The following is a 26,906-nucleotide window of genomic DNA, read 5'->3' on the forward strand; positions in this document are numbered from 1 at the left end:
ATATTTCAGGTTACGGCCAGCGCTTGAAGATCAGCGACGTATTCACCCCGCCAAACGCAAAATTGTTGTTCATCACGTACTGGTTGCTCATCTGCCGAAACTCGCCGCGCAGGTAATCGAGCTTGCCGCAGTGCGGGTCGACTTCGTCGAGGTTGAAGGTGTGGGCGTATAGGTCGCGGTTCATCATTTCGATGCTGAACCACGATTCCAGCGCACCGCAGGCGCCGAGGGTGTGGCCGAGGAAGCTTTTCTGCGAGCTGATCGGCATGTGTTCGCCGAACAGGCTGCTGGTGGCCAGGGTTTCGGCGATGTCGCCCTGTTCGGTGGCGGTGCCGTGGCCGTTGACGTAGCCGATGTCCGAAGGTTCCAGCCCGGCGTCCTCCAGGGCCAATTCCATGGCCCGGCGCATGGTGATTTGTTCTGGACGGGTGGTGTGCTGGCCGTCGGCGTTGCTGCCGAAACCGACGATCTCGGCATGGATGCGAGCGCCACGGGCCAGGGCGTGTTCCAGTTCTTCGAGCACCAGCATGCCGCCGCCTTCGCCGATCACCAGGCCGTCGCGTGCAGTGTCGTAGGGGCGCGGGCTGCGTTGCGGGGTGTCGTTCTTCAGGCTGGTGGCGTAGAGCGCGTCGAAGACCATGGCTTCGGTCGGGCACAGTTCTTCGGCGCCGCCGGCGAGCATCAGCGGCAGGCGCCCGAACTTGATCGCCTCGTAGGCATAGCCGATGCCCTGGCTGCCGCTGGTGCAGGCGCTGGAGGTGGGAATCAGGCGACCGGTGAGGCCGAAGAAGATGCTGATGTTGGCCGCGGTGGTGTGCGGCATCATCCGCACGTAGGAGTTGGCGTTCAGGCCTTCGGCCACTGAGTTGAGCAGCATGTTGCCGAACGCCTTGATCTCGTCGGTGCTGCCGGTGGAGGAGCCACAGGCGACGCCCATGCGCCCGTCCTTGATCGATTCGTCGCCCAGCAGGCCGGCGTCGGCCAGCGCCATCTCCGCCGCACCCACGGCAAGCCGCGAGACCCGGCCCATGCTGCGCAGTTGCTTGCGGGTCCAGTGGCTCGGCACCTTGAAGTCATCGATGGGGCCAGCCAGACGCGTGTTGAGCTCGGTAAAACGATCCCACTCGTCCATCCGGCGGATGCCGCTGCGGTTGGCCGCGAAGTTGCCGGCGATGGTGTCCCAGTCGCTGCCCAGTGAGGTGATGCCGGCCATGCCGGTGACGACGACGCGCTTCATCAGCACAGGCCTCCGTTGACGGCCAGAACCTGCCGGGTGATGTACGAGGCTTCCGCCGACATCAGGAAATTCACCGCGCCGGCCACCTCTTCAGGGGTGCCCATGCGTTGTGCGGGGATCATTTTCATCAGTTCTTCCACCGGCACATTCTCGTCGAGCATGGCTGTGTCGATCAGGCCGGGTGCGACACAGTTAACGGTGATTTTGCGCTTGCCCAGCTCGATCGCCAATGCCTTGGCCGCGCCGATCAAGCCGGCCTTGGAGGCGCTGTAGTTGACCTGGCCACGGTTGCCGATCAAACCCGACACCGAGGTGATGCAGACAATCCGCCCGGCGGTGCGACGACGAATCATCGGCATCATCACCGGGTGCAGCACGTTGTAGAAACCGTCGAGGTTGGTGCGCATCACCACATCCCAATCCTCCTCGCTAAGGGCGGGAAAGGCACCGTCGCGGGTCAGGCCGGCATTGAGTACCACACCGTAATAGGCGCCATGGGTTTCCACGTCGGCTTCGAGAATTTCCTTGCAGCGGGCGCGGTCGGCCACGTCGAACTGCAGGATGCGCGCACGACGGCCCAAGGCCTCGACTTCGGCCTTGACGGCTTCGGCGTCGGCCAGGCCGCTGCGGCAATGCAACACGATGTCGTGCCCGGCCCGGGCCAGGCGCAAGGCGATGGCGCGGCCGATACCACGGCTGGAACCGGTGACCAGTACGGATTCAGTCATCACTGGACTCCTTCGGGTTCATGGAGATATTGAGCGGCCTGGGGTGGGCGGAACACATTCAGACGGGCGGTAACGTGAATGCCGGGGGCGTTGATGTGGCATTCGAACACGCCCATGCCGTTATCGTCTTCCAGGGAGCGAATGCCGTGGATGGTCAACTCGGTGCCGGCCGGAAAACTTTCGACGTTGCATTCGAATTTTCGGCTGCCGAGCAGGAAGCCCAATTCCACCTCATCACCGCGCTGGCGCGCATGGCAACCGGCGAAGGCGGCCACGCTCTGGGCCATCAGTTCGATGCCGACCCAGGCCGGCAGGCTGCCGTCGGGGAGATTGAACTGGCCATCGGGTTTGACGGTCAGGCGCGTGTGAATCTGCTCTTCATCGAACGCCAGGATCTGATCGATAAGAATCATGTCACCCGCGTGGGGTAGCAGTTCGGCGATCGGCCAGTCAATCATGGGGCGTCTCCGATAATCAGGCTGACGTTGTTGCCACCGAAGGCAAAGGAGTTGCTCATCAGATAGCGGGGTGCAATGGACGTCAGGCGAGTGGCCGGGGTCACCCATTGCAGCGGCGGCAATTCGGGATCGGGCTGTCCGTCCCAGACGAGAGGCGGCAGGGCATGCTCGTGATTGTCCGGGCTCAGGCTCAACCAGCAGAACGCCGCTTCCAGCGCCCCGGCGGCACCGAGGGTGTGACCGGTCATGGGTTTGCTCGATGAACAGGGTACGCCAGCCGGGAACAGGGTCGCCACGGCCTGGCTTTCCATGGCGTCGTTGTGCTGGGTGGCGGTGCCGTGCAGGTTCAGATAAGCGATCTGTTCCGGTTGCAGGTTGGCGCGGCCCAGGGCTTTGCGCATCGCTTGCAGGGCGCCACGACCAGTCGGCTCTGGGGCGGAGATGTGATGCGCATCGGAACTGGCGCCGCTGCCGAGCAAGGCAATCGCCTGGCTGTCGGCTGCACGTCTGGTCATCAGGAACAGCACCGCCGCTTCGCCAATGTTGATGCCATTGCGGTTCACCGAAAACGGATTGCAGCGTTGTTCCGAGACCGCTTCGAGCGCCGAGAAACCGTTGAGTGTCAGCTTGCACAAGGTGTCGACACCGCCACACAGCACCGCGTCGCACATGCCCAGGTCCAACAGGCGCTGGGCGCTCATCAAGGCCCGGGCGCTGGAGGTGCAGGCGGTGGAAATGACATAGGTCGGCCCGCTCAATTGCAGCCACTCGGCGAGGAAGTTCGCCGGCGCCCCGAGTTCCTGTTGCTGATAGTCGTACTCGGCAGGGAACTGCTTTTCACGCAGGTAATGCGCCAGGCCCTGGCTGGCCTCGTCGATGCCCGAGGTGCTGGTGCCCAGCACGACACCGATGCGGTCGCGGCCGTAGGTCTGGATCGCGCTGTCGATGTCCGCGCGGATTTGCAGCGTGGCCTCCAGCAACAACTGATTGTTGCGACTGTGATGGCGCGTCATGTCGGCCGGAATGCTTGCCAGTTTGCCCAGGACCGCACCGACCGGCAGTGTGCGTTGCGGCACCCACCCGGTTTGTTCGCGTATGCCGCCGCAGTCGCCGGCAAACAGGTTGCGGGCGACTTCCTGTTTGTCGCGGCCCAGTGCGCAGACCAGTCCGAGGGCATTGAGGTAAGCCGTCATGGCGTTTCACCGCTCAGGGGCGTGACTTGATAGCTCGGACCATGCGGTAGCTTCAATTCAAAATTCTGCGGTTGTGCGTAGCGAATGTCCCAGCGTTCGGGCAGGGACCGTTGTCTGCCGTACTGCCAGGCGCCGGGATAGTTGGCCGCCAGTTCCTCTTGCGGCGTCAGCGCAAACAGCAGCGCCGCGAACAGTTCCCGGGCTTGCGGATTGGGCGGCAGGAAACCATCGGACTCCCAGGTTTTATCGATCAATTTCTGGCGGGCCTGGGGAATGCCCAACAGGTCCATCATCGACCAGCGAATACCCGTCTCTTCACGCTGGATCACCAGCACCCAGTCCTGGCGGTCGTCGGGCTGCAAGAGCTGGATGTGCAGTTGCAGCGGCAACGGCAGATCCGGATTGTGCTCGGGCAGCGGCGCGCGGCCGGCGCAGGCGCTCAACAGCAGGGCTGCAGTGAGCAGTAAGATGCCTGCGATCCATGTGGGAGCGGCGGTGCGACGATTCGACTTGCTCGCGAAGACGGCAGTACTTTCAACACTGATGTCGGCTGACCCACCGCTTTCGCGAGCAAGCCCGCTCCCACAGGTTTTGTGCTTCGAGCGGTTGGCAATGAACATCACACAGTTCCTTCAAAAGGTTTGCGCGCCACCACATTGACCAGGGTTTCTTCCCGTTGGCCAAAAGGTTTTGGCTTGCACACACCCAAGTATTCGAGCAGGCCGAAATCCTTGGCGCGACTCCACCACAGATACGGATAAGACACGTTTTGCGCGGTAAATTCGAAACCTTGCCGGCGAATCATTTGCAGGTACTGCGCAGCGCTTTTCTGCACGTGCATGGGGTGGCGAAACAACCAGCGGATCACCCAGGTATCAATGTAAGCCTCGGTGGATTCGGCGAACAGCAGATAACCGCCGGGTTTGAGTACGCGGTAGAACTCGGCCAGTGCCTGTTCCTGCTCCACCAGGTGATGGAAGGTCTGGTGACAGAACAGCAGGTCGATACTGGCGTCCGGCAGGTTCAGGCTGGCGCAGTCGCCGCCGATCAACTCCACTTCCATGCCCTGGCGGGCCGCTTCTTCGCGGCTCTGGATCAGGCTTTGTGGATCAGCATCGACGCCAATCAGACGACCGGGCGCAAAGGCCTGGCGCAGCAGCGGGAATGACTTGCCCTGGCCGCAACCGGCATCCAGCAGCACCGGGTTGACAGGCAGCGCTTCGCTGAACAGGTTGTGCAAGTCGTTGATCGCCAACCGCAGCACATAGTGTTGCCAGATCTGGCTGCGCAGGAACCACAAACCGAAACGGGTTTCTTCGACGTAGTTGTCGCTCAAGTAGTTCATGACGCATCCCTTGCACAGAACTCCGAAATCGCCTTCAACCGGCGCCTGGCTTCGCTGACGAACGGATTGCGTCGGTCCCAGGCATATCCGGCAAGAATGGAGCTGATCATCCCGCGGATTTCCGGTGAGCTGCTCTCATGGAAAATCACGTCCTGGAATGTCCCCGCGTACCAGCCTTCGACATAGCAGCGGAACGTGTCGACGCCGCGCTTGAGCGGTTCGGCGAACTCGGTTTGCCAGTCGACGGCCTCGCCTTGCAGCTGACGGTGCAATACCCCAGCGGCCATGCTCGCCGAACGCATGGCGATGGTCACGCCGGAGGAAAACACCGGGTCGAGGAATTCCGCGGCATTGCCCAGCAGCGCGAAGCCCGGGCCGTGCAGGGTTTTGACGTTGGCCGAGTAACCGCCGATGGTTCGCGCCTCGGTGTCCCACTGCGCATTTTGCAACACGCGGGCCAGGCTTGGCGTCTCGGCGATAAAGCCGCGCAGGCACTCGTCCAGATTGTCGCTGCGGCCGGCGAAACGCTCCTCTGCGGCGACCACGCCGACCGAACAGCGCCCGTTGCTGAACGGGATGGTCCAGAACCACACGTCGCGCTGGGTCGGATGAGTGGTCACCAGGATCTTGCCGCGGTCGAAGGCCGGGAGGTCGATACGGTCTTCGACGTGAGTGAACACGGCCTGACGCACCGGGAAGTTCGACGGCGCCTCGAGGTCGAGCAAGCGCGGCAGCACGCGGCCGTATCCACTGGCATCGAGCAGGAAATCTGCCTCCACGCGGTACTCGCTACCGTCTTCGCGGCGCACGCCGAGCTGCGGTTTTCCCGGGGCAATGTCGACACTGACGATGGTTTCGCCATAGCGGATCTCCACGCCTTGCAGCGCGGCCTGATCGGCCAGCAACTTATCGAAATCGGCGCGCTGGACCTGAAACGTCGTCGATTTGCCGTGGCTGAACGTTTCGCCGAAATCGAAGGCGCTGTAGCGCTCGCCCCAGGCAAACGCGGCACCGGTTTTCAGCTGGAAGCCGGCGGCGTTGACGGCGTCGAGCATGCCCGCTTCTTCGACGAAATCCAGGCAATGGGCCAACAGGCTTTCACCGATGGAAAACCGTGGAAAATGCTGCCGCTCGATCACCAGCACATCGTGTCCCTTGCGCTTGAGCAACGCGGCGGCGATGGCGCCGGAAGGTCCGGCGCCGATGATCACGACCTGGCGGCATTCCATCTCAACGGTTGGCATGGGGGCTCCTTGCGGGGACAGCGGCTTTCAGGGGGATACGATGCATGCCGGTCAGGGCTGGCAGCAGTGTAGCGATCAGGCCCATCAGCATCAGGGCAAAGTACAGCGGCGGGCTGATGAGTTGCTGTTGCAGCAGCAGGTTGAGAAAAACGATCTCGCTCAAGCCACGGATGTTCAGCAGCACACTTTCCCGCCAGCGGCTGGCACCCTGGAACGAGGCCCCGGCCCAGCCGAGGCCGAGCCAGTTGCCCAGCAGTTTGCTCAGCATCGGCAACAGCAGCAGGGCGACCAGTTGCATCCAGCCGAGGCTGTCCATCGCGCTGTGCACGTTGATCTGCACGATGCCGAACGTGAGGATCAGCGGGATGGCGATGTACGTCTGCAAGCGGCTCATCCAGATGGCCGGCAACGGCAGGACCAGTGGGGCTTTCAGCGCGGCCATGATCAACACATAGCCGATGCCGAAAATCAGCGCATTGAGCTTGAAGTGTTCGGCGACGACCAGCAGGGCGAAAAAGCTCAGGCTGTAAAGCCACGTCTGGCGCAGGCCCAGCAGCCGCAGCAGCACCGGGAGGCACGCGCCGGCCAGGGGCAGCAACAGGCTGCTCAGGTGCAGGCTGCCCTGGGCGATACCGAACAGGGTCCAGCAGGCGAGGTCGATGAGGATCGCGGTTTGCACCAGTCGCCGGGTGGCGGCGGGCGGGTAATCGATGTGCCGCAGATACAGGTACAACACCGGAATCGCGGTGATGGCGAACAACAGGCCGACGGCCAGCGAACTGATCCACGGTTGCGGCGGCAACAACCAGACGGCCGTGGCCAGGCCGCAGGCGAACGGAATGCTAAAGCTGGGCAGGGCGATTTTCAGGCTTTGGCGATCCAGTTGCAGGTCGATCACATCGCTGAGGATGTAGCCCAGCAACAGGGCAAAGCTAAGGCTGTAGAGGTTCTTCAGCCAGCCCGGCGACACCAGCTGCGCACCGCTCAATTGCCATTGGGGCTCGATCCAGAAATACATCAACAGCGGCAAGCCGAGGGTCGCCAGCAACAACTGGCTGACTATGGGAATCAGGCCGAAATGCCGGCCGACACGGGTCGCCAAGGCGAACAACACCAGTGCCATCGCCCAGAACAGAACGACCATCATGTTGCCCGCTCCACGGCCGTGGGCTCATGCACCTGGCGACCGGCCCACGGTGCGAGCAGGAAGCTGAAGATCAGGCCCAGGCTCACCGACAGTCCGAAGTTGCTCACCGCCGGGGTGCTCGATACCGCCAGCAGGCCGAACGACAGCCAGGTGGTCAATGCCGCCAGCAGGGTGCCCAGCAGGCTCACGGCTGCGCCGCCGACCTGTTCGCGCATCAGGATCGCGTAATCGACGCTGATCGCCGTCACCAGCAGCAGGCCGAACAGGCTGAACAGGGTCAGCGGCTGCCCCAGCCAGCCGAGGCTGGCCAGGCTGCACAACGCCGCCAGCAGGGGCAGGGACACGATGCGCAACGCGCCGCCGAGGCCGAATGGCAGGATCAGCACCAGCACGATCAACACGCAGGAGGCGAGTTTCAGTTCCGCGGCACTGATTTGGGTGGCCGCGAAGACGTTGTTCAATTCACCCAGTCGATCCACCAGTGTCACGCCGGGTAAATCCTCGCCCTGGAGCCGCAGCAGGGCCGTGTTGTTGATGCCTTGCAGGCTGACCATTGCCGCCACGCCGTCTTCGGTCGGCCCCAGCCACAGGGCCCGGTAGGGTTCTGCCAACGGGCCGCTGAGCGCTGCTTCGATGTCCACGGTCGGCAATGCCTGAAGCTTCGTCAGCTCGGCTTGCAGCGCCTCGACCGGTACGCCGATTTCGAGCAAGGGTTGCCAGAACGAAGACAGTTTGCTCAACGCTGCGCGTACCTGTTGCTGTTCGTTCGGCGGGCTGACCAGTTGATTGAGCGACAGATAACCCTGGAGCTTTTCCAGGCCTGTCAATTGATCCAGTCGTTCTCTCAGAGCGGTCTGGCGTTCGAGCAGTTGCTGCTGATTGGCGGCGCGTATCAGGAAGAACTGGCTGGTGGGTTGATAGCCGGTGATTCGGGCAATGGCCTGGGCTTCGTCGGTCAATTGTTGCGGTGCGCTGATCCACTGGCGGATGTCGTTTTTGCTGCTCAGCTGCAACAGGCCGCCCACGCAAAAGGCGACCAGCAGCGCCAGCAAGACTGGCGTTTTCAGCTGTTTGAGCAGCGCTTCACGACACCCCAGCAAAAACTCGCAAACGCGCAATGGCCAGTGCGCCGGGCGCAGGTCTACGCCCTTGAGCAATGCCGGCAGCAGGCACACGGCGGACAAATAGGCGCCGAGCAACCCTGCGGCAGAGAACGCGGCAATCTGGGTCAGCGCCGGGAAGGGGGTCCAGGCCAGGGCCAGGTAACCGATGCCGCTGGTGATCAGGCTCAGGGTCAAGCCCGGCAGGGTCAAGCGCAGGGCTGGCCAGCTGCGCCAGGGTTTGAGGCTCCAGCTCTTGGACAGGTAATGCAGGGGGTAGTCGACCGCGACACCAATCAGGCTCGAACCCAGCACCAGGGTCATCACGTGCATATGGCCGAACAACGCCACGCAGGCCACCGCACCGAAGAGCATGCCCACCAGCACCGGCACGAAGGCCAGCAAAACGCGCCAGCGCCGGAAGGCCAACAGCAGCAGCAATAAAATCCCCACGGTGGCACCGCCGCCGACCCAGGTCATTTCCCGGGCGGCCTGCTGCTGCCCGCTGGCTGCGTACAACAGGCCGCTGGCGGCGAGCAGTTGCACGTCGTGCCGGGCGGCTTCTTCGCGGCTGTGCTTGAGCAGGTCGGCCACTTGCAGCGGCAGGTTCATGTCGAAGGCGTTGCCGGTGGTGCGCGCGCGCAGCAGCACCCAGCTCTTGCCATCGGCATCGGCGACCAGGGCGCCGCTGCCGATGTCCAGTTGCACCGAACCACGTTGCGGCTGGCTGTTCTGGATGCGCCCGGTCAGGCCCAGCCAGTCGTCCTGGCTCGGTACCAGGCTGTAACCGTTGAACGGGTCGAACAACGCCTGCACCCGCTGCTGGATAAAAGTGTCGGGGTGCTCGATCAGAAGTTGTCGGTCCGCCGCCTGGAGCATCGCCAGGCGACCTTGCAGCAACTGCGTGCGCAGCGCCGGCAAGTCGGCTTGCAGGGTCCACTGGACCTTTTCGAACACGCCGCTGGCCTGCCATTGCTCGCCGAGTGTCTGCGCCATGGCGACGGCCTGCTGGCGATCGCTGTGGCCGACCAGCACCAGCATTTCGCGGTTCAGCGGTTCTTGCATGCGTTGTTCGGCGCGCAGTTCCAGAGCATCGGGCGCTGTGCCGGGCACCAGATCCATCAGGTTGGCCGACAGCGGCGCGCCGTCACGCCATTGCCAACCGGCGAGCGCCAGTACTGCCAGCAGCAGGATCAGAAACAGCCGTGGCAACCACCGTTCACTCGGCAAAGTCATGCTGCTCCGCGTCGCTCAACGGTTGGGTGCTGGTGCTGTCCTGCATGCGCAACAACGTGCTGTCGCCCTGGGTCTCGAGCAGTTCGATGCTGTGTACCAGTTCTGCGCCGGTAATGTTGATCCGGTTGAACACTTGCTTGAGCAGCATCGAGCGTGGCAGCAGCGTGAGCTTCCAGTTCTGCGCGTCGCCGCTCAGGGACAGCTCGAAATCCCGTTGCAGGCCACTGCTATCGCCTTGCAGCACGGCGAGGAACAAACGGTTCTGCTCGGCACCGGCGCTTTTGCCCGGCAGCATTTGCCAAACACTGCCGTCACGTCGGGCAATGCCTTTGGCGGTGATGCGGTAGTCCTGTTGCAAGGGCGTTTTCAACAGCCATAACAGTCCGTGGTTTTTTGCCAGCACGAACGTGCCCTTGCTGGTCAGCGGCTGGGGCAGGGCGCGCAGGTGTTTTTCCTGGATGAAATTGCCGTGGATCACCTCGGGTCTGGCCAGTTGATCGCTGAGCTGTTGCAGATCGAAGGCGCTGGCCAGCCCAGGAATACCCAGTAACACGCAGACCACTGTAGGAGCGAGCTTGCTCGCGAAAAACCTGAGAGCGCCACGGGGTGTCAGATACCCGGCGTTATCGTTAACGACCATCGCGAGCAGGCTCGCTCCTACAGGGGAACGGGGATGGCAGAACATCATGGCAGGGCCTTCTCGACAGCATCGGTAAAGACCTTCGGCGAGGCCAGTTGCATCTCGCGGCTGGCAATGTCGACGGCGACCTGCACCGACATGGCCCGGGTCAGACGCTCACCGGTTTGCAGGTCGCTGATCAGGTAGTTGATCTTCAAGCGGTTCTCCCACTCCACCAGGTTGGCGCGCACGTTGAGCTTCTGACCGAACACCGCGCCGCGCACGTAGCGCAATTGCAGGTCGATCACCGGCCACGCATAGCCGGATTCGTTCATCGCCGTGTAGTTGTGGCCGATCTTGTCCAGCAGCGCACAGCGGGCGACTTCCAGGTATTTGACGTAATGGCCGTGCCAGACAACGTGCATGCTGTCGACGTCAAAGAACGGTACGACGATTTCCGTGTCGGTGTAGAGAAATCCCTTGCTACGCATGCAGCCTCCAGTGTTGTTCGGCGATGCGTTGCAGGCACAGGCGCAATTCGCCTTCCAGTGCGCGGTCTTCAATGACCGGTGGGAAGTCCTTGGCCAAGGCTTCATGCATGGCGGCCAACGCGGGTGGCAGGGGGCGTGCATCTTCGGCCTGGCCGCGCAGCCAGACGCCCTGATTGGCCGCCAGCAGCGTAGCGGCCGCCACTTGTTCGGTGAGTTCCAGTACGCGGATCGCATCCCGGGCGGCGATGGTGCCCATGCTCACTTTGTCCTGGTTGTGGCATTCGGTGGAGCGCGAGAAGACGCTGGCCGGCATGGTGTTCTTCAGCGCTTCGGCGGTCCAGGCGCTGGTGCCGATTTGCACCGCCTTGAAGCCGTGGTTGAGCATGGCGCGGTCGGCCGTGGCGCCCGACAGGTTGCTCGGCAAGCCATGGTTGTAGCGCTCGTCCACCAGCAGCGCGAGTTGCCGATCCAGCAGGTCGGCGACGTTGGCCACGAGGTTTTTCAGGCTGTCCATGGCGAACGCGATGTGCCCGCCGTAGAAGTGCCCACCGTGCAGCACGCGCTCGGCCTCGGCGTCGATGATCGGGTTGTCGTTGGCGCTGTTGAGCTCGATCTCGATGAACGAACGCAGCCAGTTCAGGCTGTCGGCCAGTACGCCCAGCACATGGGGCGCGCAGCGCAGGGAATAACGGTCTTGCAGGCGATGCAGTGGCGCGGTCGGCGCGTCGATGGCCAGGTCTTTGCGCAACCACGCGGCGACCTGCATCTGCCCCGGGTGTGGCTTGGTCGCGAACAGGCGCTCGTCGAAGTGCTCCGGGTTGCCTTGCAAGGCGACCACGTTCAGCGCGGTGATGCGCGTGGCCAGATGCAGCAGGTAATCGGCGCGGGCGTACGCCAGGCAGGCCAGACCGGTCATCACCGCGGTGCCATTCATCAGCGCCAGGGCTTCTTTTGGACGCAACACCAGTGGCTGCCAGCCGAGTTCGCGGTGCACATCGGCAGCCTGCCGGCGCTCGCCGCGGAACATCACTTCGCGTTCGCCGGACAGCGTGGCGGCAACGTACGAAAGCGGCGTCAGGTCACCACTGGCGCCCACCGAACCTTCCTCCGGAATCAGCGGCAGGATGTCGTGTTCAAGGAACGCCTGCAGGCGCTCCAGCAGCTCCACGCGCACCCCGGAAACACCGTGGCACAACGACTGCAAGCGCGCCGCCAGTACCGCGCGGGTGGCTTGGGCGTCGAGCAGTTTGCCCAGACCGCAGCCGTGGAAGGTGTACAGGTGACGGGGCAGCGCCTCGACGTGATGCAGCGGCACCGCGACCACGCAGGAATCGCCATAGCCGGTGGTTACGCCGTAGATCACGCCTTCCTTGTCCAGCAGAGAGTCCAGAAAACGCGCGCCCTTGGCGATGCGCTCGCGGTAGGCAGGGTCGCTTTGCAATTGCGTCGGCACCTTGCGGTTGGCCAGTGCCAGCACATCTTCAATGCGCAAAGGGCGTTCGCCGAAGGTTACCGGCTCAAGCGTTGGCGTCGTCATCGGTCTTCCAGAAAGGGTAAAAGTTGAACCATTGTTGGGGCGCTTCGAGGCAATAGTGACCCAAGCGTTCGGCGTAGCGGGAGGCCCACTGATGAATGACCTGTTCACGGTCGCTGCGCTTCCAGGTGATTGCGTCAGCGAAGGGTTCAATGGTCAGTCGATAGTCGCCGTCGGGCTTTTTCAAACACAGCAGCAGGTTGACCGGGCATTTCAGCAGGCCGGCCAGCAGCCACGGGCCCTGGGGGAACCTGGCCGGATGACCGAGGAAGTCCACGGTCGCGCAGCGCCCGCCATGCAGCGGCACTCGGTCGCCGGCAATCGCCAGCCACTCGCCGCGTTCCAGGCGCTCGCTCAGTTGCAGCATGATCCCGGGGTCCAGTTCGCTGACCTGGATCAGGCGCAAATTGGTCGCCCCGGCTTCGCCCAGCAAACGGTTGAACTGTTCGGCGTGCTTGGTGTGCACCAGCACGTTCATCGTGACTTTCTCGCCGAGCTCCGCCAGTGCACGGCAGACTTCCAGATTGCCCAGGTGCGCGCCCACCAGCATTTGCCCGCGGGCGCCGCGCAACTGGGCGCGCAGCAGCGCCGGGTCGATGATTTCGATCTGTTCGATGCTCAGCTTGCCGTTCCATACGTCGAGTTTGTCGAGCATGGAATCGGCGAAAGCCATGAACTGGCCGAACACCCGCCAGTGGCTCGGGCGCAGTTCGCTGCGACCGCTCCAGTCGGCCAGGCGTTGCTGGTATTGCCAGGCGCTGTGTCGGGCGCTGCGGCCGAACAGGAAAAAGTACAACACGATGCCGTACAACACTGGGCTCAGTACTCGACGGCCCAGCACTTTGGCACCGAACGCGGTGAGCTTCATCAGCCAGAAACTGCCCCGTTCTTCGCGGTCGGCCCAATGCTGCTTGTCTGAACTCATGCCCGCCACCGTCGCCAGAGGATCACTGGCGCGCGCAGCAACATGCCGAAGAACAGCCGCGTGTGCATGCTGGAAATCAGGACGTTGTCGTGGAACATCCGAAAATGCGAAACGCCGTCCAGCGGGTAATGGACTTTGGTTTGCAGCCATTGCATCGGCTGATTGCGCCAGGCCAGGCGCACCAGAATGTCCGAGTCGAAGTCCATGCGCTTGCCGATTTTCGCTGACTCGATCAGCGCCAGGACCGGCGGCAATGGGTAAACCCGGAAACCGCACATGGAGTCGCGAATCTGCAATGACAGGGTGTTGATCCAGACCATGACGTGAGTCAGGTAACGCGCATACAAACGGCCTTTCGGCACGCTGGCGTCATATTGCGGATAACCGCAAATCACCGCCTGTGGGTGGCGGCGTGATTGTTCGATGAAGCGTCTGATGTCCTGCAAATCGTGCTGGCCATCGGCATCCACCTGCAAGGCATGGCTGAAACCCAGGCGCGAAGCTTCGCGCAAACCGGTCATGACCGCGCCACCCTTGCCCTGGTTTTCGGCCAGGCGGATCAGATAAACCATTTCACGCTGGGCCAGGCGATCCAGCACCCGGGCGCAGGACGGGCTGCTGGCATCGTCCACCAGAATGCACGGCAGGTTGCTGGCGATCAGGGCATCGACCACCGTGGTGATGGCGCTTTCGTGGTTGTACACGGGGACGACGGCGCAGGGGCTATGCATGTTGGTGTGCACCTGAAAGACCGAGGCGTCTGCTTCGCGAGCAAGTCGAATCGTCGCACCACCGCTCCCACACTGGATTTGTGAACGCCGCGAACCCCATGTGGGAGCGGGCTTGCTCGCGAAGGAGTGCGCAGCACTCTCCAAACTTATGCATGCGCTGCCTCCAGCAAGATCCGTCCACTGGAACACGTGGCGGTTTCGTTGCGATAGGCGAAATACAATTTGCCGCGCGCCGGGTCGTAGCGCAGATGCAGCTGGATTTCGTCTCCCGGGCGCACCAGTTGCTGGAACTTCAAGACTTCCATGCCGGCGAATTTTTTCGGCAGGTTCATCAGTTGCTGGCCCAGGCTCAGCGCCCAGTCCACCTGCACCACGCCAGGCAACACCGGCGCCTTGGGGAAATGACCGCTGAAATAGGCCAGGTCCGGTGGCACGGCCAGTTGCAGGCTCCACTCGCCATTGCTTTCGACTTGCTCCAGCACCTCGGGCGCTTTGGGGCGCGGCGCCAACAGCAGGGCGTCGACGTCGGCCTGGGGCAGTTTGCCCTGAGCGTTCAGTGGCAGTTGTCGCAGCAGGCGCCAGCGTCTTGGCAGGGCCAGGGCTTCGCAGTGTTGGCTCAGGTGCTGGCGCAATTGCTCGGTGAGGCTGCGTCGACCGTGATTGCGCAGCACATGCAAACCGGCCTCGCTCAGCACCAGCAACGCCCCCAGGGAGGCGCGGTTTTCCTGAACGACGCCGAGCCGAGCTTCGATGACCCATTCATGGGCCGTCAGCGCCTGTTCCAGCATCGGCAGCGAGATGCGTTTTTCTTCCAGTTTGACGATCCGGTCCAGTCGCCCGAGCAACTCGAAGCGACCATCGATGGCGATGCGCGCTGAATCGGCCGTGTGTTCGATTTGACCGACGGGTAAGTAGGGCGAAGCGATCAGCAGCGCACCATCACTGTCTTGTGTCAGCGTGACATCGGCAAAGGGGCGCCACAGTTCCGCGCCCTGACGCCAGGCGATGCCGCCGGTTTCCGAGCTGCCGAAGATTTCCGTTGGCCATTGCCCCAGACGCTCATGCAGGCTCTGTGCGGCCTCGACCGGCAATGCGCCGCCGGAGGAAAACACCCGGTGTACGGCGCTCAAGGCCGGCCAGTCGAGGTTGTCGCCCATGCGCTTGAGCAGCGCCGGGCTGGCCACCCAGGTGAAGGCCGGGTATTCGCGGCTGGCGCGTTGCAGGTCTTCCGGAAAGGCCAACTGCCGACGCAGGAACGGGCGCCCGGCGCACAGTGGCCAAAGCACCCGAAACAGCAGGCCGTAGATGTGCTGGGTGGCGACGCTGCCAATGATGCACGCCGGGCCCAGGTCAGCGCCCCACAGCTGTTCCAGGGCTTCGACTTCATTGGCCAGTTGGCGCAGGTTTTTTTCGATGCGCTTGGGTTCGCCGCTGGAGCCGGATGTGCACAGGCTGAGTCGGCAGTTATCCAGGTCCAGCGCGGCGGCACTAAGCGGCGACTGTTGGAGGTCGCCAAGGTGCGCATCGTCGGGCTGATCGCTCAGCCACAGATCAACATCACCTGACCAGCGTTGGCGGGTCTGCGGTTGCAGGTCGGACGGCAGCAGCACACTGACCCCGGCACGCCAGGCGCCGAACAGGGCAATCGCCAGGTCGGCGGCATCCTCAAGGTGCACGGCCATCTGCCGGACACCCCGGGCTTGCAGGCCGGCGGCCAGGCGCAGCGCCTGTTCGCACAGTCGGGCGTGATCCAGTGCCGGAGCAGTGGTTACGGTGCGCTCCGGCTGAGCCTTGAGCAGCAGGTGCTCAAGTTTTATCCAATTCATGGGTGGCCTCGTACCCTTATTCGTATGAGCCATTCAATGGCAAACATCAGGCCTATCAATCCGTAGGAAATCAGGCCGGTGTACAACGTCCACCAGCTCAGCGGCGCCCAGAGGGTCAGGGCGGCGGCACACAAACCGTTGCAAAGAAAAAAAACGCTCCAGGCGATGGTCACCTGACGGGTATAGCGAATGCCCTCGGCCGGCAATTGCGGCTCGCGTACCCGGGCCAGGCGTTCAACGATCGGTGGGCCGAATGTCAGGCTCGATCCGAACAGCACCAACATGAAGCTGCTGATCAACACCGGATACCAACGCAATAGCGCCGGGCTGTCGAACAGTGCCAGCAACAGGCAGAACACAATGGCCACCGTTGCCATCCACAGGCTGCCGGGCCGTCGTTTGCCGGTCAGCGCCCGGGCCAGCCACAGCCCGCCCAGCAGCAGCCCGAACTGCCACGGGGCGAAATGCTCCATGCCGAAATACACCGCAAAGGGATACAAAAGGCCTGCCAGCAGCAGGCCGAGGCCAATCAGTCGATTCATGCGGCGGGTTGAACCAGACGGTAGACCGCCTCGACCACGTCACTGACGGTACGCACCGATTTGAATTCTTCGGCGGCGATTTTCTTGCCGGTCTGACGTTTGATGTGATCGATCAGGTCGACCGCGTCGATGCTGTCGATTTCCAGGTCCTGATACAGGTTGGATTCCAGGCTCACACGCTCAGGGTCCAGTTCGAAAAGCTCGACCAAGGCATCGCGCAGGGTGTTGAAAATGTCGTCACGAGTTTGCATGGTCCGGTCTCAAGCTGCCTGTTTTGCGGTGACGAACGCCGCAAGGCTCGCCACGTTACTGAAGTGGTTGCGTGTGTCCTTGGCATCGGCGTCGATTTTGATGCCGTACTTTTTCTGGATGGCCAGGCCCAGTTCCAGGGCGTCCACCGAGTCCAGGCCCAGGCCTTCGCCGAACAGCGTCTGCTCGTTGCCGATGTCTTGGGCGCTGATGTCTTCGAGGCCCAGGGCGTCGATGATCAGTTCTTTGATTTCCAGCACCAGGCTAGGGGTGTTCAGATCGCTCATCTTCGGCGAGCTCCTTGATGAAGTAAGAATGCAAATAATCGTTGAGCTTGCGCGAGGCCTGCGGAGCCGGCCCCTGCGTGGCGAAGGTCTTTGGGTCTATATCGGCCCCGACCCGGAAACTGAAGTGCACGCGCCGCTTGGGGATGCGATACCAGGGTTCGGCTTTGGTCAATGTGGTCGGGCTGACCTTGATAATGACCGGGGTGAGGATTTTCGCACCACGCAGGGCGATTGCCGCGCCGCCCCGATGAAAGGCCGGCGGCTGGCCGGGCTGAGTGCGCGTACCTTCCGGGAAAATGATCAGGGTCTGACCGTCTTTCAGCGCGTCGGCAGCCGCGTCGAGCATGTCCATGCTGCCGTCGTTGCTGATGTATTCGGTGCAGCGCAGCGGCCCGCGGGTGAAAGGGTTTTCCCAGAGGCTTTGCTTGACCACGCAGTTGGCGTGACGCACCAGGCCGATCAGAAACACCACGTCGATCAGCGATGGGTGATTGGCAATGATCATTTGCCCGGGGCGACCGAGTTTTTCCGCACCCTCGATGTTATAGGTCAGTACCCCGGTACGGGCCATGAAACGCACAAAAATCCAGAAACAGCGGCTGACCGTTTGCCGGGCCCGCAGCCGATGGGTCCGGGCGTCGCCCGGCAGGCAGTTCAGCACAGGGAAAATCACCAGGCGCAGGCACAGCCCGCCCAGCCCGAACAGGGCGAAGCTCGCGGCGGTGGCCAGCAAACGCCAGTAATAGGCGTCGCGGTTTTTCTCGGTCATGGGTTGCGTTGCCAGGTCCATACACGATTTTTCCAGGCATGTTGGCAGGTGGTTTGCTGACCGAGCAGCGCACACAGCAGATTCAGCGCGTGAGGCCAGCGGGGTTTGGACAACGCATCCGAGGGGCTGTTCAGGGACAACTGCCAGTCGGTACCGGGTGTGATCAGCAAGCCGACGGCATAAGGGAACGGCACGTCGTCGATCCAGGTCGAGTAAGCCTCGGGTGGCTTCTCTTCGGTGACCACCAGCAGTACCGCGCGAGCGCCTTCAGCCAGCAGCGCGGCAGCTTCAAGCATGCCGTGTTCCAGGCCATCGCCTGCGGCGGCCAGGGCGGTCATTTCGCTGGTTTCACCCCGCATGATCGACCACAAGCCAATGATCGCGTTATGCACCGATAAGCTGAACCGGGTCGGCGACAGCGGCTGGTCGGCGGCCAGATCACTGAGAATATCGACGGTGCGGGGCGTTTCGCCGTGACGGGAAACAAAGACCAATGGCAGATCCTGCCGACCTTCGGCCAAAGGCCAGCCGACACTGAATGCCATGCGCGCCAGACGGCTGAGCCGTCGACGCTGCATGGCCGGCAGAAAGGAAACGTCGGGAGCGGCATCGCTGTCCGGCAGCACGACCGGTTGTCGGCACCAGGCCTGCCAATCGGACACGCTATCAAGCCCCGGGGCCCAGGCGCGCCATTGGGCGATGTTGAAGTTGATCACAGACATTCATCCCACCCTCACGGGCTTACTTGACGCGGGGGAGTGGCCGAGGGCCGAGATTTACCCTGCGTGGCGTTTGGCGCCGAGTGGCGCGCATTATCCCGGTGCCGGGAACGTGTAGCAAATGCTGGTTACATTTTGCTCAGAAGATGAAGCGGCAGGTTCGCAAAAATTGAATGATTGGCAACTATTCACAGAATTATTACCCCGTCTGTCGGTTCTGGCGTCGAACCGCCGGGGCGCTCAGGGCTTTTCATGCAAGAGAAGGCAACTGACTGTGTAGTCCTTGCACTGGTGAGGTAGCGTAGCCATACCGTGGACCACTACACTCGGTCATTCTTTGATACACGGAGGTTTTGACATGCGGCGCGTGGTGTTCAATCAGAAAGGTGGCGTTGGCAAATCCAGCATTGCCTGCAATCTGGCGGCAGTCAGTGCCAGCGAGGGTTTTCGCACCCTGTTGGTGGACCTCGATGCCCAGGCCAACTCCACTCAGTACCTGACGGGGCTCACCGGTAGCGATATTCCGATGGGCATCGCCGATTTCTTCAAGCAGACGCTGTCTTCCGGGCCGTTCTCCAAAAAGAATCAGGTCGACATCTACGAAACCCCGTTCGATAACCTCCATGTCATTACCGCCACCGCCGAGCTGGCGGACTTGCAGCCAAAGCTTGAAGCCAAGCACAAGATCAACAAGCTGCGTAAGTTGCTTGAAGAACTGAGCGAAGACTACGACCGGATTTACCTCGATACTCCGCCAGCGCTGAATTTCTATGCGGTTTCGGCGTTGATTGCCGCCGATCGTGTGCTGATTCCCTTCGATTGCGACAGTTTTTCACGCCAGGCACTGTACGGCCTGATGGCGGAAATCGAAGAGTTGAAGGACGACCATAACGAAGGCCTGGAAGTCGAAGGCATCGTCGTCAACCAGTTCCAGGCCCGCGCCAGCCTGCCCCAGCAAATTCTCGATGAGCTGATCGCCGAAGGCCTGCCGGTGCTGCCGGTGTACCTGGCCAGCTCGGTACGCATGCGTGAATCCCACCAGGCCAATACGCCGCTGATCCATCTCGACCCGCGGCACAAACTGACCCAGCAGTTTGTCGAGCTGCACAATCTACTGGAAAACGCCTGATTCTGGTTGATAACACAGAACCCCTGTGGGAGCGGGCTTGCTCGCGAAAGCGGTGTATCAGGCGACATCTCTTTTGAATGTCAGCCCGCCTTCGCGAGCAAGCTCGCTCCCACAGGGTTCCGTGTTGTTTCAGATGCCTTGGCTACGCAACCAGCTCATCAGTTGCTGTAACGGGAACGCACCGCTCTGCCGGGCGACTTCCCGGCCGTTCTTGAACAGGATCAGGCTCGGAATCGAGCGAATCCCCAACTGCGCCGACAACTGCTGGTTCGCCTCGCTGTCCAGCTTGGCCAGGCGACACTTGCCCGCCGTTTGCCCGGCTGCCTGCGCGAACACCGGTGCGAACGACTTGCACGGCCCGCACCAGTCCGCCCACACATCCACCAGCAGCGGCAGATCGCCCTTGATCTGGCTGGCGTAGTCGCCTTGCTTCAATTCAAACGGTTTGCTCAACAGGACTTCGGCCTTGCAGCGCCCGCATTTCGGATGGTCGTTGAGGCGCTCGGCCGGGATGCGGTTGAGGCCGTTGCAATGAGGGCAGGGGATGAGGAGTGGGTCGGTCATGACAAATCGTCCAATCGAAAGCGAATGATCCATATCTGGAGACATGACTCCAGATTTTCAATCGTGCAGTGCCTCACGACGAACAACTGATCTCCAGATGCTTGCCCCATTCCGGCGGCCGCTCGGCGTAGCTTTCCATCCCCGGTTGTTCCTCGAACGGATTGCTCAGCACCGCGTGCAGTCGACGGACTTCCGAGTAGTCGCCGTTCTGCGCTGCCTCGATGGCCTTTTGCGCCAGGTAGTTGCGCAGGATGTACAGCGGGTTGACCGCGTGCATCCGCTGGCGGCGCTGCTCTTGATCAAGCGTGCCTTCACGGGAAACCCTGGCGACGTAGAGCTCGCCCCAGGCGTCAAAGCCCTTGAGGTCGACGAAGTCATCACGCAAGCGGGTGATGGCCTGTTCCGGCGTTTGATCACCCAAACGGCGGAAAAACAGGCTGTAGTCGACGCCGCTGTTTTGCATCAGTTGTAGCAGGTTCTCCAGCAGTTTCTGGTCGTCATCCTCGGCGGTGGTCAGGCCGAGGCGGCGGCGCATCAGGTCCAGGTAATGGGCCTGGAACAGTGGCAGATACAGCCCGAGGGTTTCGCGCAAGGCTTCGACGCTGATGAACGGCGTCAGGGCCTGGGCCAGGGCGCTGAGGTTCCACTGGCCAATCGGCACCTGGTTGCTGAAGGAGTAACGACCTTGGTCGTCTGAGTGATTGCAGATGAAGTTGGCGTCGAAGTCATCGAGGAACGCGAATGGGCCGAAATCGAAGGTGATGCCCAGGATCGACATGTTGTCGGTGTTCATCACCCCGTGGCAGAAACCATAGGCCTGCCATTTGGCGATCAGTTCGGCGTTGCGCTCCACCACTTCGCGGAACATCGCCATGTACGGCTCCGGTTGTTCCAGGCACTGCGGGAAGTGCATGGCCAGCACGTGATCACCCAGCTCTTTCTGTTGCTCGGGGCGCTTGGTGTAGTAGAAATATTCGAAGTGGCCGAAGCGCACATGGCTCGGCGCCAGGCGCAGGACCATGGCTGCGCGTTCCTGCTTTTCGCGCCACACCGGGGTGTCGGAGCCGATCACGCACAGGGCGCGGGTGGTCGGGATGTTCAGGGCGTTCAGAGCTTCGGAGGCGAGGAATTCGCGGATCGACGAGCGCAGTACCGCCCGGCCATCACCCATGCGTGAAAATGGCGTCTGGCCGGCGCCCTTGAGGTGCAGGTCCCAGTGTTCGCCGGCCTCGTTGTACACCTCGCCGAGCAACAGGCCGCGACCGTCGCCCAATTGCGGGTTGTAGGAACCGAACTGATGCCCGGAATAGACCATCGCCCTTGGGATTGCGTCGGCCCAGAGCTTGTGGCCGCTGAACAGTTCGGCGAACTCCGGGGTTTCGGCCACGGCCGGGTCGAGGTCCAGCAGCGCCATGGCGGCGGGGCTGGCCACGACCAGGCGTGGATTATCGATGGGCTCGGGCAGCACATGGGCGGAAAACGCATCGCCCAGGCGGTCGAAGCGATTATCGAAAGTGAGTTCGTCGAGGGCTTTCAAGGGCCGGCTCCAGCAGAATGTCCGAGCATTCTGCTGGGGAATGGCCGGTTAGTCGAGTTTGGCGGCCGGCGGTTGTTGCGACGACTTGCCGTCGACGATCGGCACGATGGTTTTCGCTTCCGGCTCGATCGGCACCATCTTGTATTCCTGGCCGTGCAGGTTCTTGAGGTAGACCTCCATCTGCCGGAACGAGATGTTGATGTGCTGCTTCTTGAACTCGCGGTTGATGAAGCGGTTGACCTCGTCGAGCACCGGGTTGCGGTCGCCGAGGTCGCGCACGTGCATGCGCAACTCGTGGTCGAGGGTGCTTTCGCCGAAATTCAGGAAGTACACGTGGGGCTCCGGGTCTTTCAGCACCCGCGGGTTTTCGCGTGCGGCCTTGAGCAACAGCTCTTTCACCAGGTCCAGGTCCGAGCCGTAGTCGACGCCGAGCTTGAGGGTCACCCGGGTGATGGTGTCGGTCAGCGACCAGTTGATCAGTTGCCCGGTAATGAACGTCTTGTTCGGGACGATGATGTCCTTGCGATCGAAGTCGGTGATGGTCGTGGCGCGGATGCGGATCTTGCTCACGGTGCCCGACAGGTTGCCGATGGTGATGGTGTCACCGATCCGCACCGGACGTTCGAACAGGATCATGATGCCGGAAATGAAGTTGGCGAAGATCTCCTGCATGCCGAAACCGAGGCCGACCGACAACGCTGCCACCAGCCATTGCAACTTGTCCCAGCTCACGCCGAGGGTCGATAGCGTCGAGACAAAACCGACGCCGGCGATCACGTAGGAAAGCAACGTGGTGGTCGCGTAGGCGCTGCCCTGGGCAAGGTTGAGCTTCGACAGCACGAACACTTCGAGCAAGCCCGGCAGGTTGCGCGCCAGGGCGAAGGTGATGCCGATGATGATCAGTGCGCCGAGCATGTCGCCGATGCTGATCGGCACCATGCTCATGTTGGCGCCGGTACCGCTGGTGTATTCGTAGAGGGTGACGTTGTCCAGATACGAGAATACCGTGATCAGGTCGGCCCAGACCCAATACAGTGCCGCCATGAAGCCACCGAGCAGCGCCAGGCGGATCAGGCGCAGGGACTGTTCGTTGACCTTCTCGATGTCCATCGTCGGTTCTTCGATCACGGCTTCACCATCGCCGGCCTCTTTGGCGGCCAGCCGCTTGGCCAGGGCGCGCTGGTAGGCCAGGCGCCGGGCCGCCACACTGAGGCCGCGCACGAAGGTGGCTTCGATCACCAGCCAGAACATCAGCAGGTACAGGGTGTTGATCAAGCGGTCGCTGAGCTTCAGCGCGGTGTAGTAGTAGCCGAAGCACACTGCCACGAACAACGCGACGGGCAGGGCGGTGAACAGGATCCCCACCAGTTTGCGGAACAGCGAAGCGTTTTCGTGGGTCGGGCTGCTGATGAGCAGGCGGCTGAGCAGCAAGGTCATCAAGGCGTAGCAGATCAGCACCACCGGCATGCCGAGCACGTCATCGGCCAGTGCCGCCGGTTGCAGTTCGGCAACGGCGACTACGGTCACCAGTGCCATGACCACGATGCCGAGGCGGCGGATCCATCTGCGCAGGAATTCCACCTGGGGCTTTTCCCAGCGGAAATGCAGTTCTGCCACGCCACCCGGCGCGAGGATCCGGTACGCGGTGTAGAACACCAGCCAGGCCCCGGCCATTTGCAGTAGCGCCGCGCCCATATTGGCGTTCTGCCCACGGGCGTCGATTTGCAGGGCCAGCCCGCACAATGCGAGGCCCAGTGAAACCGGCATCGCCAGCAGAATGTTGATCAGAATTGCCTGTGGCGTATGCCACTGGCTGTCGCGTTTGAAGTGACCGATGTCCTGGTGAACCTTGTTCAGTCGCGCGTATAGACTCTTGCGCCGCCACAGCAGTGCGCCGATCAGCAAGGCCAGTGGCAGGAACAGCAGCGGGCGCTGGGTCAGGCCGTCGGTCAGTTCGCTCAGGCTTGAAAGTACCGGCAGTGTATCGACTTGCCGCTGGAGGCGATCCGGCACACTGTGAATCCACTCCAGGTCCAGCGGCTTGTTGCTGGGAATCCAGAACATCTGTTCATCGAGGGTCGCCCGCAGGCTTTGCGCGGTGCTGAGCAATTGCTTCTGGTTCAGTTGCAGGGTGATGGATTCATTGAGCACCGCGCTCAGTTCGCGGTTGAGTCGCTCCAGCAGGTCGGCGCGGGTGGTGGCCAGTTCCATCAGGCTTTTGCGCAGCTGCGCCGTGACTTGCTCGGGGGGTTGGGTCGACAGCAGGTTTTCGACGTAGGTGGTCGGATTGCTCAGCAATTCCCGTTGCTGGCTGACTTCGAACTGATACAGGCGAATGTCGGCGATCTGATCGGCCAGGTTGCGGTCGAGCCGCAGGCGCGGCAGCGCCTGTTTCTGTTTGTAGAGAATCTTCGAGAGCAGCAGGCTGCCTTTGAGCACGTTGATTTGCTCGTCCAGGGCCGCATCGCTCTGGGTCAGGCTGTCCAGCTGCTGCTTGGTCTGCAGGTTCTGCTGGGTGACTTCGTTGAGGCGGTCGGTGCTCTTGAGCAGGTAGTCCGAGAGCTTCAGGTTGGCCGCGCTTTCGGTGGCCAAAAGGCTGCTGCCGCCGGCCTTCTGCGCTTCGATGGATTGCTGGGTGACCGTTTCCTGGGACAGCGCCAGACGCTTCTGGTTGATCAGGGTTTGCAGTTCCTGGATTTCCTTATCCAGGCGGTCGGATCGCTCCGACAACAGGTCATGCTGGCTGTTGCCGAGGTCTTGCAATTGGGTATTGCCGGCCAGTTCCTGGCGCCGCAGCGGGATCAGGGCGTTCAGCGCCGCCAACTCGGCATTGAGCTGGTCGCGCTGCTCGGCGCTCAGGGTCTTGCCAGCGTCCTTGCCGTTCTTGAGGATGGTGTTGATCTGCTGAATGCGCGTCTGGCTGCTGGATATCTCCGCCTGGGCGCGCTCGGGGCGGGTCTGGGCGGTGATGATCAGGCTGTTGGCATCGGCCAGGGCCTTTTGCAGGTCGCTTTGCTGGGTGGAGCGCTCGGTGAGCAATTGTTCAAGCTGCTGGATCGGTTCCTTGGCGAAACGCTGCGCCACCGGCACCACGGCACTGGCCTTGAGGCGGGTCAGTTCACGCTGGTTCTCGATGGTCTGTTTGGGCGCATTGCTCAATTGCTGCTTGAGCGCGACCAGCTTCTGCTCGTAGTCACGCTTGTTGTTGAGCTGGCTCAGCGTACCTTGCAGGACCGATTGCAGGGCCTTCAGATCGGCTTCCGGCAGTTTGCGGTCGGCGATCTTGTCCAGGCTCGCTTGCACGGCTTCGCTGGAAGGCGGTTCGGCCGCTTGCGCCGCTTGCGATAAACCAAGGGTGCTGACAGAGAGACTCAAGCCCAGCAGGGCGACGGCGAAAATGGAGCGCAGATTAGGCATAAAGACCGGTCAAGCAAGTGATAGTGGAAGCAGTTTAGAGGAAGAGTCCGGGACCCGGGCGACTTCCTTCGGGGAATCTGACGCCCACTTTACCGATCTTGTTCCCGTCCATGACGGCCACGGTCCAGATCGTGTTGTTCCATTCCACCTGGTCACCCACCACCGGCGCACCGCCAACCTTCTGGGCAATGAAGTGACCCAGGGACATGTCCGGATCGATGCCTTCGACCTTCAGGCCATAAAGGGCCGCAACCGCGGCCAGCTGGGCATCTCCTTCGAGTACGAAGTCGCCGAAGAAGCGCAGATCGAGGCCCCGTTGTGGCGCCTGGCTGAAGAGTTTTCCGAGGGCCGGCAGGTTGTGTTCATGGCCGATAACACACAACAAATCATCGACTTCCAGCACCGTACTACCCGACGGATGGAGCAATTGCTGGCCACGAAACAGGGCGGCGATACGGGTGCCTTCGGGCATATTCAGCTCGCGAAGGGGCGAACCGATGCACCATTTTTCCGCGCCCAGGCGATAGACGAACAGCTCCCACTCGCTGGTGACGTGCACTTCCAGGGCGGAGCGGGAGATGGGTGCAGGCTCCGGGGGCACCGTCACCTTCAGCAGCTTGGCGACCCACGGCAGGCTCGTGCCCTGAACCAGCAGCGACACCAGCACGATAAAGAACGCGAGGTTGAAGTAGAGCTGAGCGTTGGGCAGGCCGGCCATCAGCGGGAACACCGCAAGAATGATCGGGACCGCGCCGCGCAAGCCGACCCAGGAAATGAATGCCTTCTCGCGACCATGGAATGCCTTGAACGGCAACAGGCCAACTATCACCGACAGTGGCCGGGCAAACAGAATCATCCACAGCGCCAGTGCCAGTGCCGGCAAGGCGATAGGCAGCAGGTCGTGGGGCGTCACCAGCAGCCCCAGCACCAGGAACATGCCGATCTGCGCCAGCCAGGCCATTCCGTCGAGCATGTGCAGGATGCCGTGGCGGCTGCGCACCGGACGGTTGCCGATCACCAGGCCGCAGATGTATACCGCCAGGAAGCCACTGCCGTGCAGGGCGTTGGTCAGCGCAAACACCACCAGGCCGCCGGCAATCACCAGGATCGGATACAGGCCGGTGGCCAGGTTGATGCGATTGACCAGTTGCAGCATCAGCCAGCCACCGCCCAGGCCAATGACGCCACCGATACCGAACTCGCGGATCAGGTGGGTCAGCAAACTCCAGTGCAGGCCGGTCTGGCCGCTGGCGAGCATGTCGATCAGGGTGACGGTGAGAAACACTGCCATCGGGTCGTTGCTGCCGGATTCGATCTCGAGGCTGGCGGTTACCCGTTCGTTCAGACCCTTGCCGCCCAGCAGCGAGAACACCGCGGCGGCGTCGGTAGAACCGACGATGGCGCCGATCAGCAGGCCTTGAATCAGGTTCAAGTCGAACAGCCACGCGGCCGCCATGCCGGTCAGCCCGGTGGTAATCAACACCCCGACCGTCGCCAGCGACAGCGCCGGCCATAACGCCACGCGGAAACTCGACACCCGGGTGCGCAGGCCGCCGTCCAGCAGGATCACCGCCAGCGCGAGGTTGCCCACCAGATAAGCCGTGGGGTAGTTATCAAAAAGAATGCCGGCGCCATCGACACCGGCCGCCATACCGACGGCCAGGATGATCACCAGAATCGGGATGCCGAGACGGGACGAAAGTGAGCTCACCAGAATGCTCGCACCTACCAGCAACGCGCCGATCAAGAACAGGCTGTTGATGGTCGTCGCATTCAAAGGCAGTACTCCAGAAAGCTGAAAGGCGGGCGCAAACTGACCATGCAGTCTGCGTGCCAGCGATTCTAACCTGTTGAAATGTGATGCTGTCAAAAAGCTTTT

Annotated in this window: 25 protein-coding genes; 1 reads left to right on the forward strand and 24 read right to left on the reverse strand. The window is 62.2% G+C overall.

Annotated elements, in window-relative coordinates; translation table 11 throughout:
• Nucleotides 1-10: 10 nt before the first annotated feature.
• The 20 genes from PspS34_RS01985 to PspS34_RS02080 all read right to left on the reverse strand — a co-directional run bounded on the left by PspS34_RS01985 (nucleotide 11) and on the right by PspS34_RS02080 (nucleotide 18,383).
• Entirely contained in the window at nucleotides 11-1,237 is a 1,227-nt protein-coding gene (locus PspS34_RS01985) for a beta-ketoacyl-ACP synthase (protein ID WP_154861171.1), read from the reverse strand.
• On the reverse strand, nucleotides 1,237-1,965 hold the full coding sequence (gene fabG / locus PspS34_RS01990; protein ID WP_154861170.1) for a 3-oxoacyl-ACP reductase FabG: 729 nt from the start codon (nucleotides 1,963-1,965) through the stop codon (nucleotides 1,237-1,239). Before fabG ends, PspS34_RS01985 begins: the two co-directional genes overlap by 1 nt.
• Entirely contained in the window at nucleotides 1,965-2,423 is a 459-nt protein-coding gene (locus PspS34_RS01995; protein WP_154861169.1) for a hotdog family protein, read from the reverse strand. Before PspS34_RS01995 ends, fabG begins: the two co-directional genes overlap by 1 nt.
• On the reverse strand, nucleotides 2,420-3,616 hold the full coding sequence (locus tag PspS34_RS02000) for a beta-ketoacyl-[acyl-carrier-protein] synthase family protein (protein WP_154861168.1): 1,197 nt from the start codon (nucleotides 3,614-3,616) through the stop codon (nucleotides 2,420-2,422). The genes PspS34_RS01995 and PspS34_RS02000 overlap by 4 nt, the downstream gene beginning before the upstream one ends.
• Nucleotides 3,613-4,236 (reverse strand): DUF3261 domain-containing protein, encoded by a 624-nt coding sequence (locus PspS34_RS02005; RefSeq protein ID WP_150811941.1) that lies wholly within the window; start codon nucleotides 4,234-4,236, stop codon nucleotides 3,613-3,615. The genes PspS34_RS02000 and PspS34_RS02005 overlap by 4 nt, the downstream gene beginning before the upstream one ends.
• Nucleotides 4,236-4,961, reverse strand: a complete 726-nt coding sequence (locus PspS34_RS02010; RefSeq protein WP_154861167.1) for a class I SAM-dependent methyltransferase — start codon at nucleotides 4,959-4,961, stop codon at nucleotides 4,236-4,238. The genes PspS34_RS02005 and PspS34_RS02010 overlap by 1 nt, the downstream gene beginning before the upstream one ends.
• Nucleotides 4,958-6,205, reverse strand: coding sequence for an NAD(P)/FAD-dependent oxidoreductase (locus PspS34_RS02015; protein WP_154861166.1), 1,248 nt, complete (start codon nucleotides 6,203-6,205; stop codon nucleotides 4,958-4,960). The genes PspS34_RS02010 and PspS34_RS02015 overlap by 4 nt, the downstream gene beginning before the upstream one ends.
• Entirely contained in the window at nucleotides 6,192-7,352 is a 1,161-nt protein-coding gene (locus PspS34_RS02020; RefSeq protein WP_150811938.1) for a sodium:proton antiporter, read from the reverse strand. The genes PspS34_RS02015 and PspS34_RS02020 overlap by 14 nt, the downstream gene beginning before the upstream one ends.
• Entirely contained in the window at nucleotides 7,349-9,688 is a 2,340-nt protein-coding gene (locus tag PspS34_RS02025) for an MMPL family transporter (protein ID WP_154861165.1), read from the reverse strand. The genes PspS34_RS02020 and PspS34_RS02025 overlap by 4 nt, the downstream gene beginning before the upstream one ends.
• Nucleotides 9,672-10,376: an outer membrane lipoprotein carrier protein LolA gene (locus PspS34_RS02030; protein ID WP_154861164.1), complete on the reverse strand. Its 705-nt coding sequence runs from the start codon at nucleotides 10,374-10,376 to the stop codon at nucleotides 9,672-9,674. Before PspS34_RS02030 ends, PspS34_RS02025 begins: the two co-directional genes overlap by 17 nt.
• Nucleotides 10,373-10,798, reverse strand: a complete 426-nt coding sequence (locus tag PspS34_RS02035; protein ID WP_057712319.1) for an acyl-CoA thioesterase — start codon at nucleotides 10,796-10,798, stop codon at nucleotides 10,373-10,375. Before PspS34_RS02035 ends, PspS34_RS02030 begins: the two co-directional genes overlap by 4 nt.
• On the reverse strand, nucleotides 10,791-12,335 hold the full coding sequence (locus tag PspS34_RS02040) for an aromatic amino acid ammonia-lyase (protein ID WP_057712318.1): 1,545 nt from the start codon (nucleotides 12,333-12,335) through the stop codon (nucleotides 10,791-10,793). Before PspS34_RS02040 ends, PspS34_RS02035 begins: the two co-directional genes overlap by 8 nt.
• Complete coding sequence (locus tag PspS34_RS02045; RefSeq protein WP_154861163.1) at nucleotides 12,316-13,257, reverse strand: glycosyl transferase; 942 nt, start codon at nucleotides 13,255-13,257, stop codon at nucleotides 12,316-12,318. The genes PspS34_RS02040 and PspS34_RS02045 overlap by 20 nt, the downstream gene beginning before the upstream one ends.
• Nucleotides 13,254-13,988: a glycosyltransferase family 2 protein gene (locus PspS34_RS02050; protein WP_159389503.1), complete on the reverse strand. Its 735-nt coding sequence runs from the start codon at nucleotides 13,986-13,988 to the stop codon at nucleotides 13,254-13,256. Before PspS34_RS02050 ends, PspS34_RS02045 begins: the two co-directional genes overlap by 4 nt.
• 146 nt (nucleotides 13,989-14,134) lie before the next feature.
• A complete protein-coding gene (locus PspS34_RS02055; protein WP_154861161.1) occupies nucleotides 14,135-15,814 on the reverse strand; it encodes an acyl-CoA synthetase family protein in 1,680 nt (559 codons plus the stop codon).
• Complete coding sequence (locus PspS34_RS02060; RefSeq protein ID WP_090452738.1) at nucleotides 15,811-16,356, reverse strand: hypothetical protein; 546 nt, start codon at nucleotides 16,354-16,356, stop codon at nucleotides 15,811-15,813. The genes PspS34_RS02055 and PspS34_RS02060 overlap by 4 nt, the downstream gene beginning before the upstream one ends.
• Nucleotides 16,353-16,607: an acyl carrier protein gene (locus PspS34_RS02065; RefSeq protein WP_007992314.1), complete on the reverse strand. Its 255-nt coding sequence runs from the start codon at nucleotides 16,605-16,607 to the stop codon at nucleotides 16,353-16,355. The genes PspS34_RS02060 and PspS34_RS02065 overlap by 4 nt, the downstream gene beginning before the upstream one ends.
• 9 nt (nucleotides 16,608-16,616) lie before the next feature.
• Nucleotides 16,617-16,892, reverse strand: coding sequence for a phosphopantetheine-binding protein (locus tag PspS34_RS02070; protein WP_090452740.1), 276 nt, complete (start codon nucleotides 16,890-16,892; stop codon nucleotides 16,617-16,619).
• Nucleotides 16,870-17,682: a lysophospholipid acyltransferase family protein gene (locus PspS34_RS02075; protein ID WP_154861160.1), complete on the reverse strand. Its 813-nt coding sequence runs from the start codon at nucleotides 17,680-17,682 to the stop codon at nucleotides 16,870-16,872. Before PspS34_RS02075 ends, PspS34_RS02070 begins: the two co-directional genes overlap by 23 nt.
• A complete protein-coding gene (locus tag PspS34_RS02080) occupies nucleotides 17,658-18,383 on the reverse strand; it encodes a beta-ketoacyl synthase chain length factor (RefSeq protein ID WP_090452742.1) in 726 nt (241 codons plus the stop codon). The genes PspS34_RS02075 and PspS34_RS02080 overlap by 25 nt, the downstream gene beginning before the upstream one ends.
• Nucleotides 18,384-18,738: 355 nt before the next feature.
• Between PspS34_RS02080 and PspS34_RS02085 the strand changes: the two genes are divergently transcribed.
• On the forward strand, nucleotides 18,739-19,509 hold the full coding sequence (locus PspS34_RS02085) for a ParA family protein (RefSeq protein ID WP_015093167.1): 771 nt from the start codon (nucleotides 18,739-18,741) through the stop codon (nucleotides 19,507-19,509).
• Between the two features lie 129 nt (nucleotides 19,510-19,638).
• Here the strand turns inward: PspS34_RS02085 and trxC are convergent, their stop codons facing one another.
• The 4 genes from trxC to PspS34_RS02105 all read right to left on the reverse strand — a co-directional run bounded on the left by trxC (nucleotide 19,639) and on the right by PspS34_RS02105 (nucleotide 26,804).
• Entirely contained in the window at nucleotides 19,639-20,073 is a 435-nt protein-coding gene (trxC, locus tag PspS34_RS02090; RefSeq protein WP_154861159.1) for a thioredoxin TrxC, read from the reverse strand.
• A 73-nt stretch (nucleotides 20,074-20,146) separates the two neighbouring features.
• Complete coding sequence (locus tag PspS34_RS02095; protein ID WP_154861158.1) at nucleotides 20,147-21,610, reverse strand: YdiU family protein; 1,464 nt, start codon at nucleotides 21,608-21,610, stop codon at nucleotides 20,147-20,149.
• Nucleotides 21,611-21,658: 48 nt separating this feature from the next.
• Nucleotides 21,659-25,027, reverse strand: a complete 3,369-nt coding sequence (gene mscK, locus PspS34_RS02100; RefSeq protein WP_154861157.1) for a mechanosensitive channel MscK — start codon at nucleotides 25,025-25,027, stop codon at nucleotides 21,659-21,661.
• 34 nt (nucleotides 25,028-25,061) lie between these two features.
• A complete protein-coding gene (locus PspS34_RS02105) occupies nucleotides 25,062-26,804 on the reverse strand; it encodes a potassium/proton antiporter (protein ID WP_154861156.1) in 1,743 nt (580 codons plus the stop codon).
• Nucleotides 26,805-26,906: the final 102 nt, after the last annotated feature.

This window comes from Pseudomonas sp. S34, from assembly GCF_009866745.1.
Lineage (GTDB): Bacteria > Pseudomonadota > Gammaproteobacteria > Pseudomonadales > Pseudomonadaceae > Aquipseudomonas > Aquipseudomonas jessenii.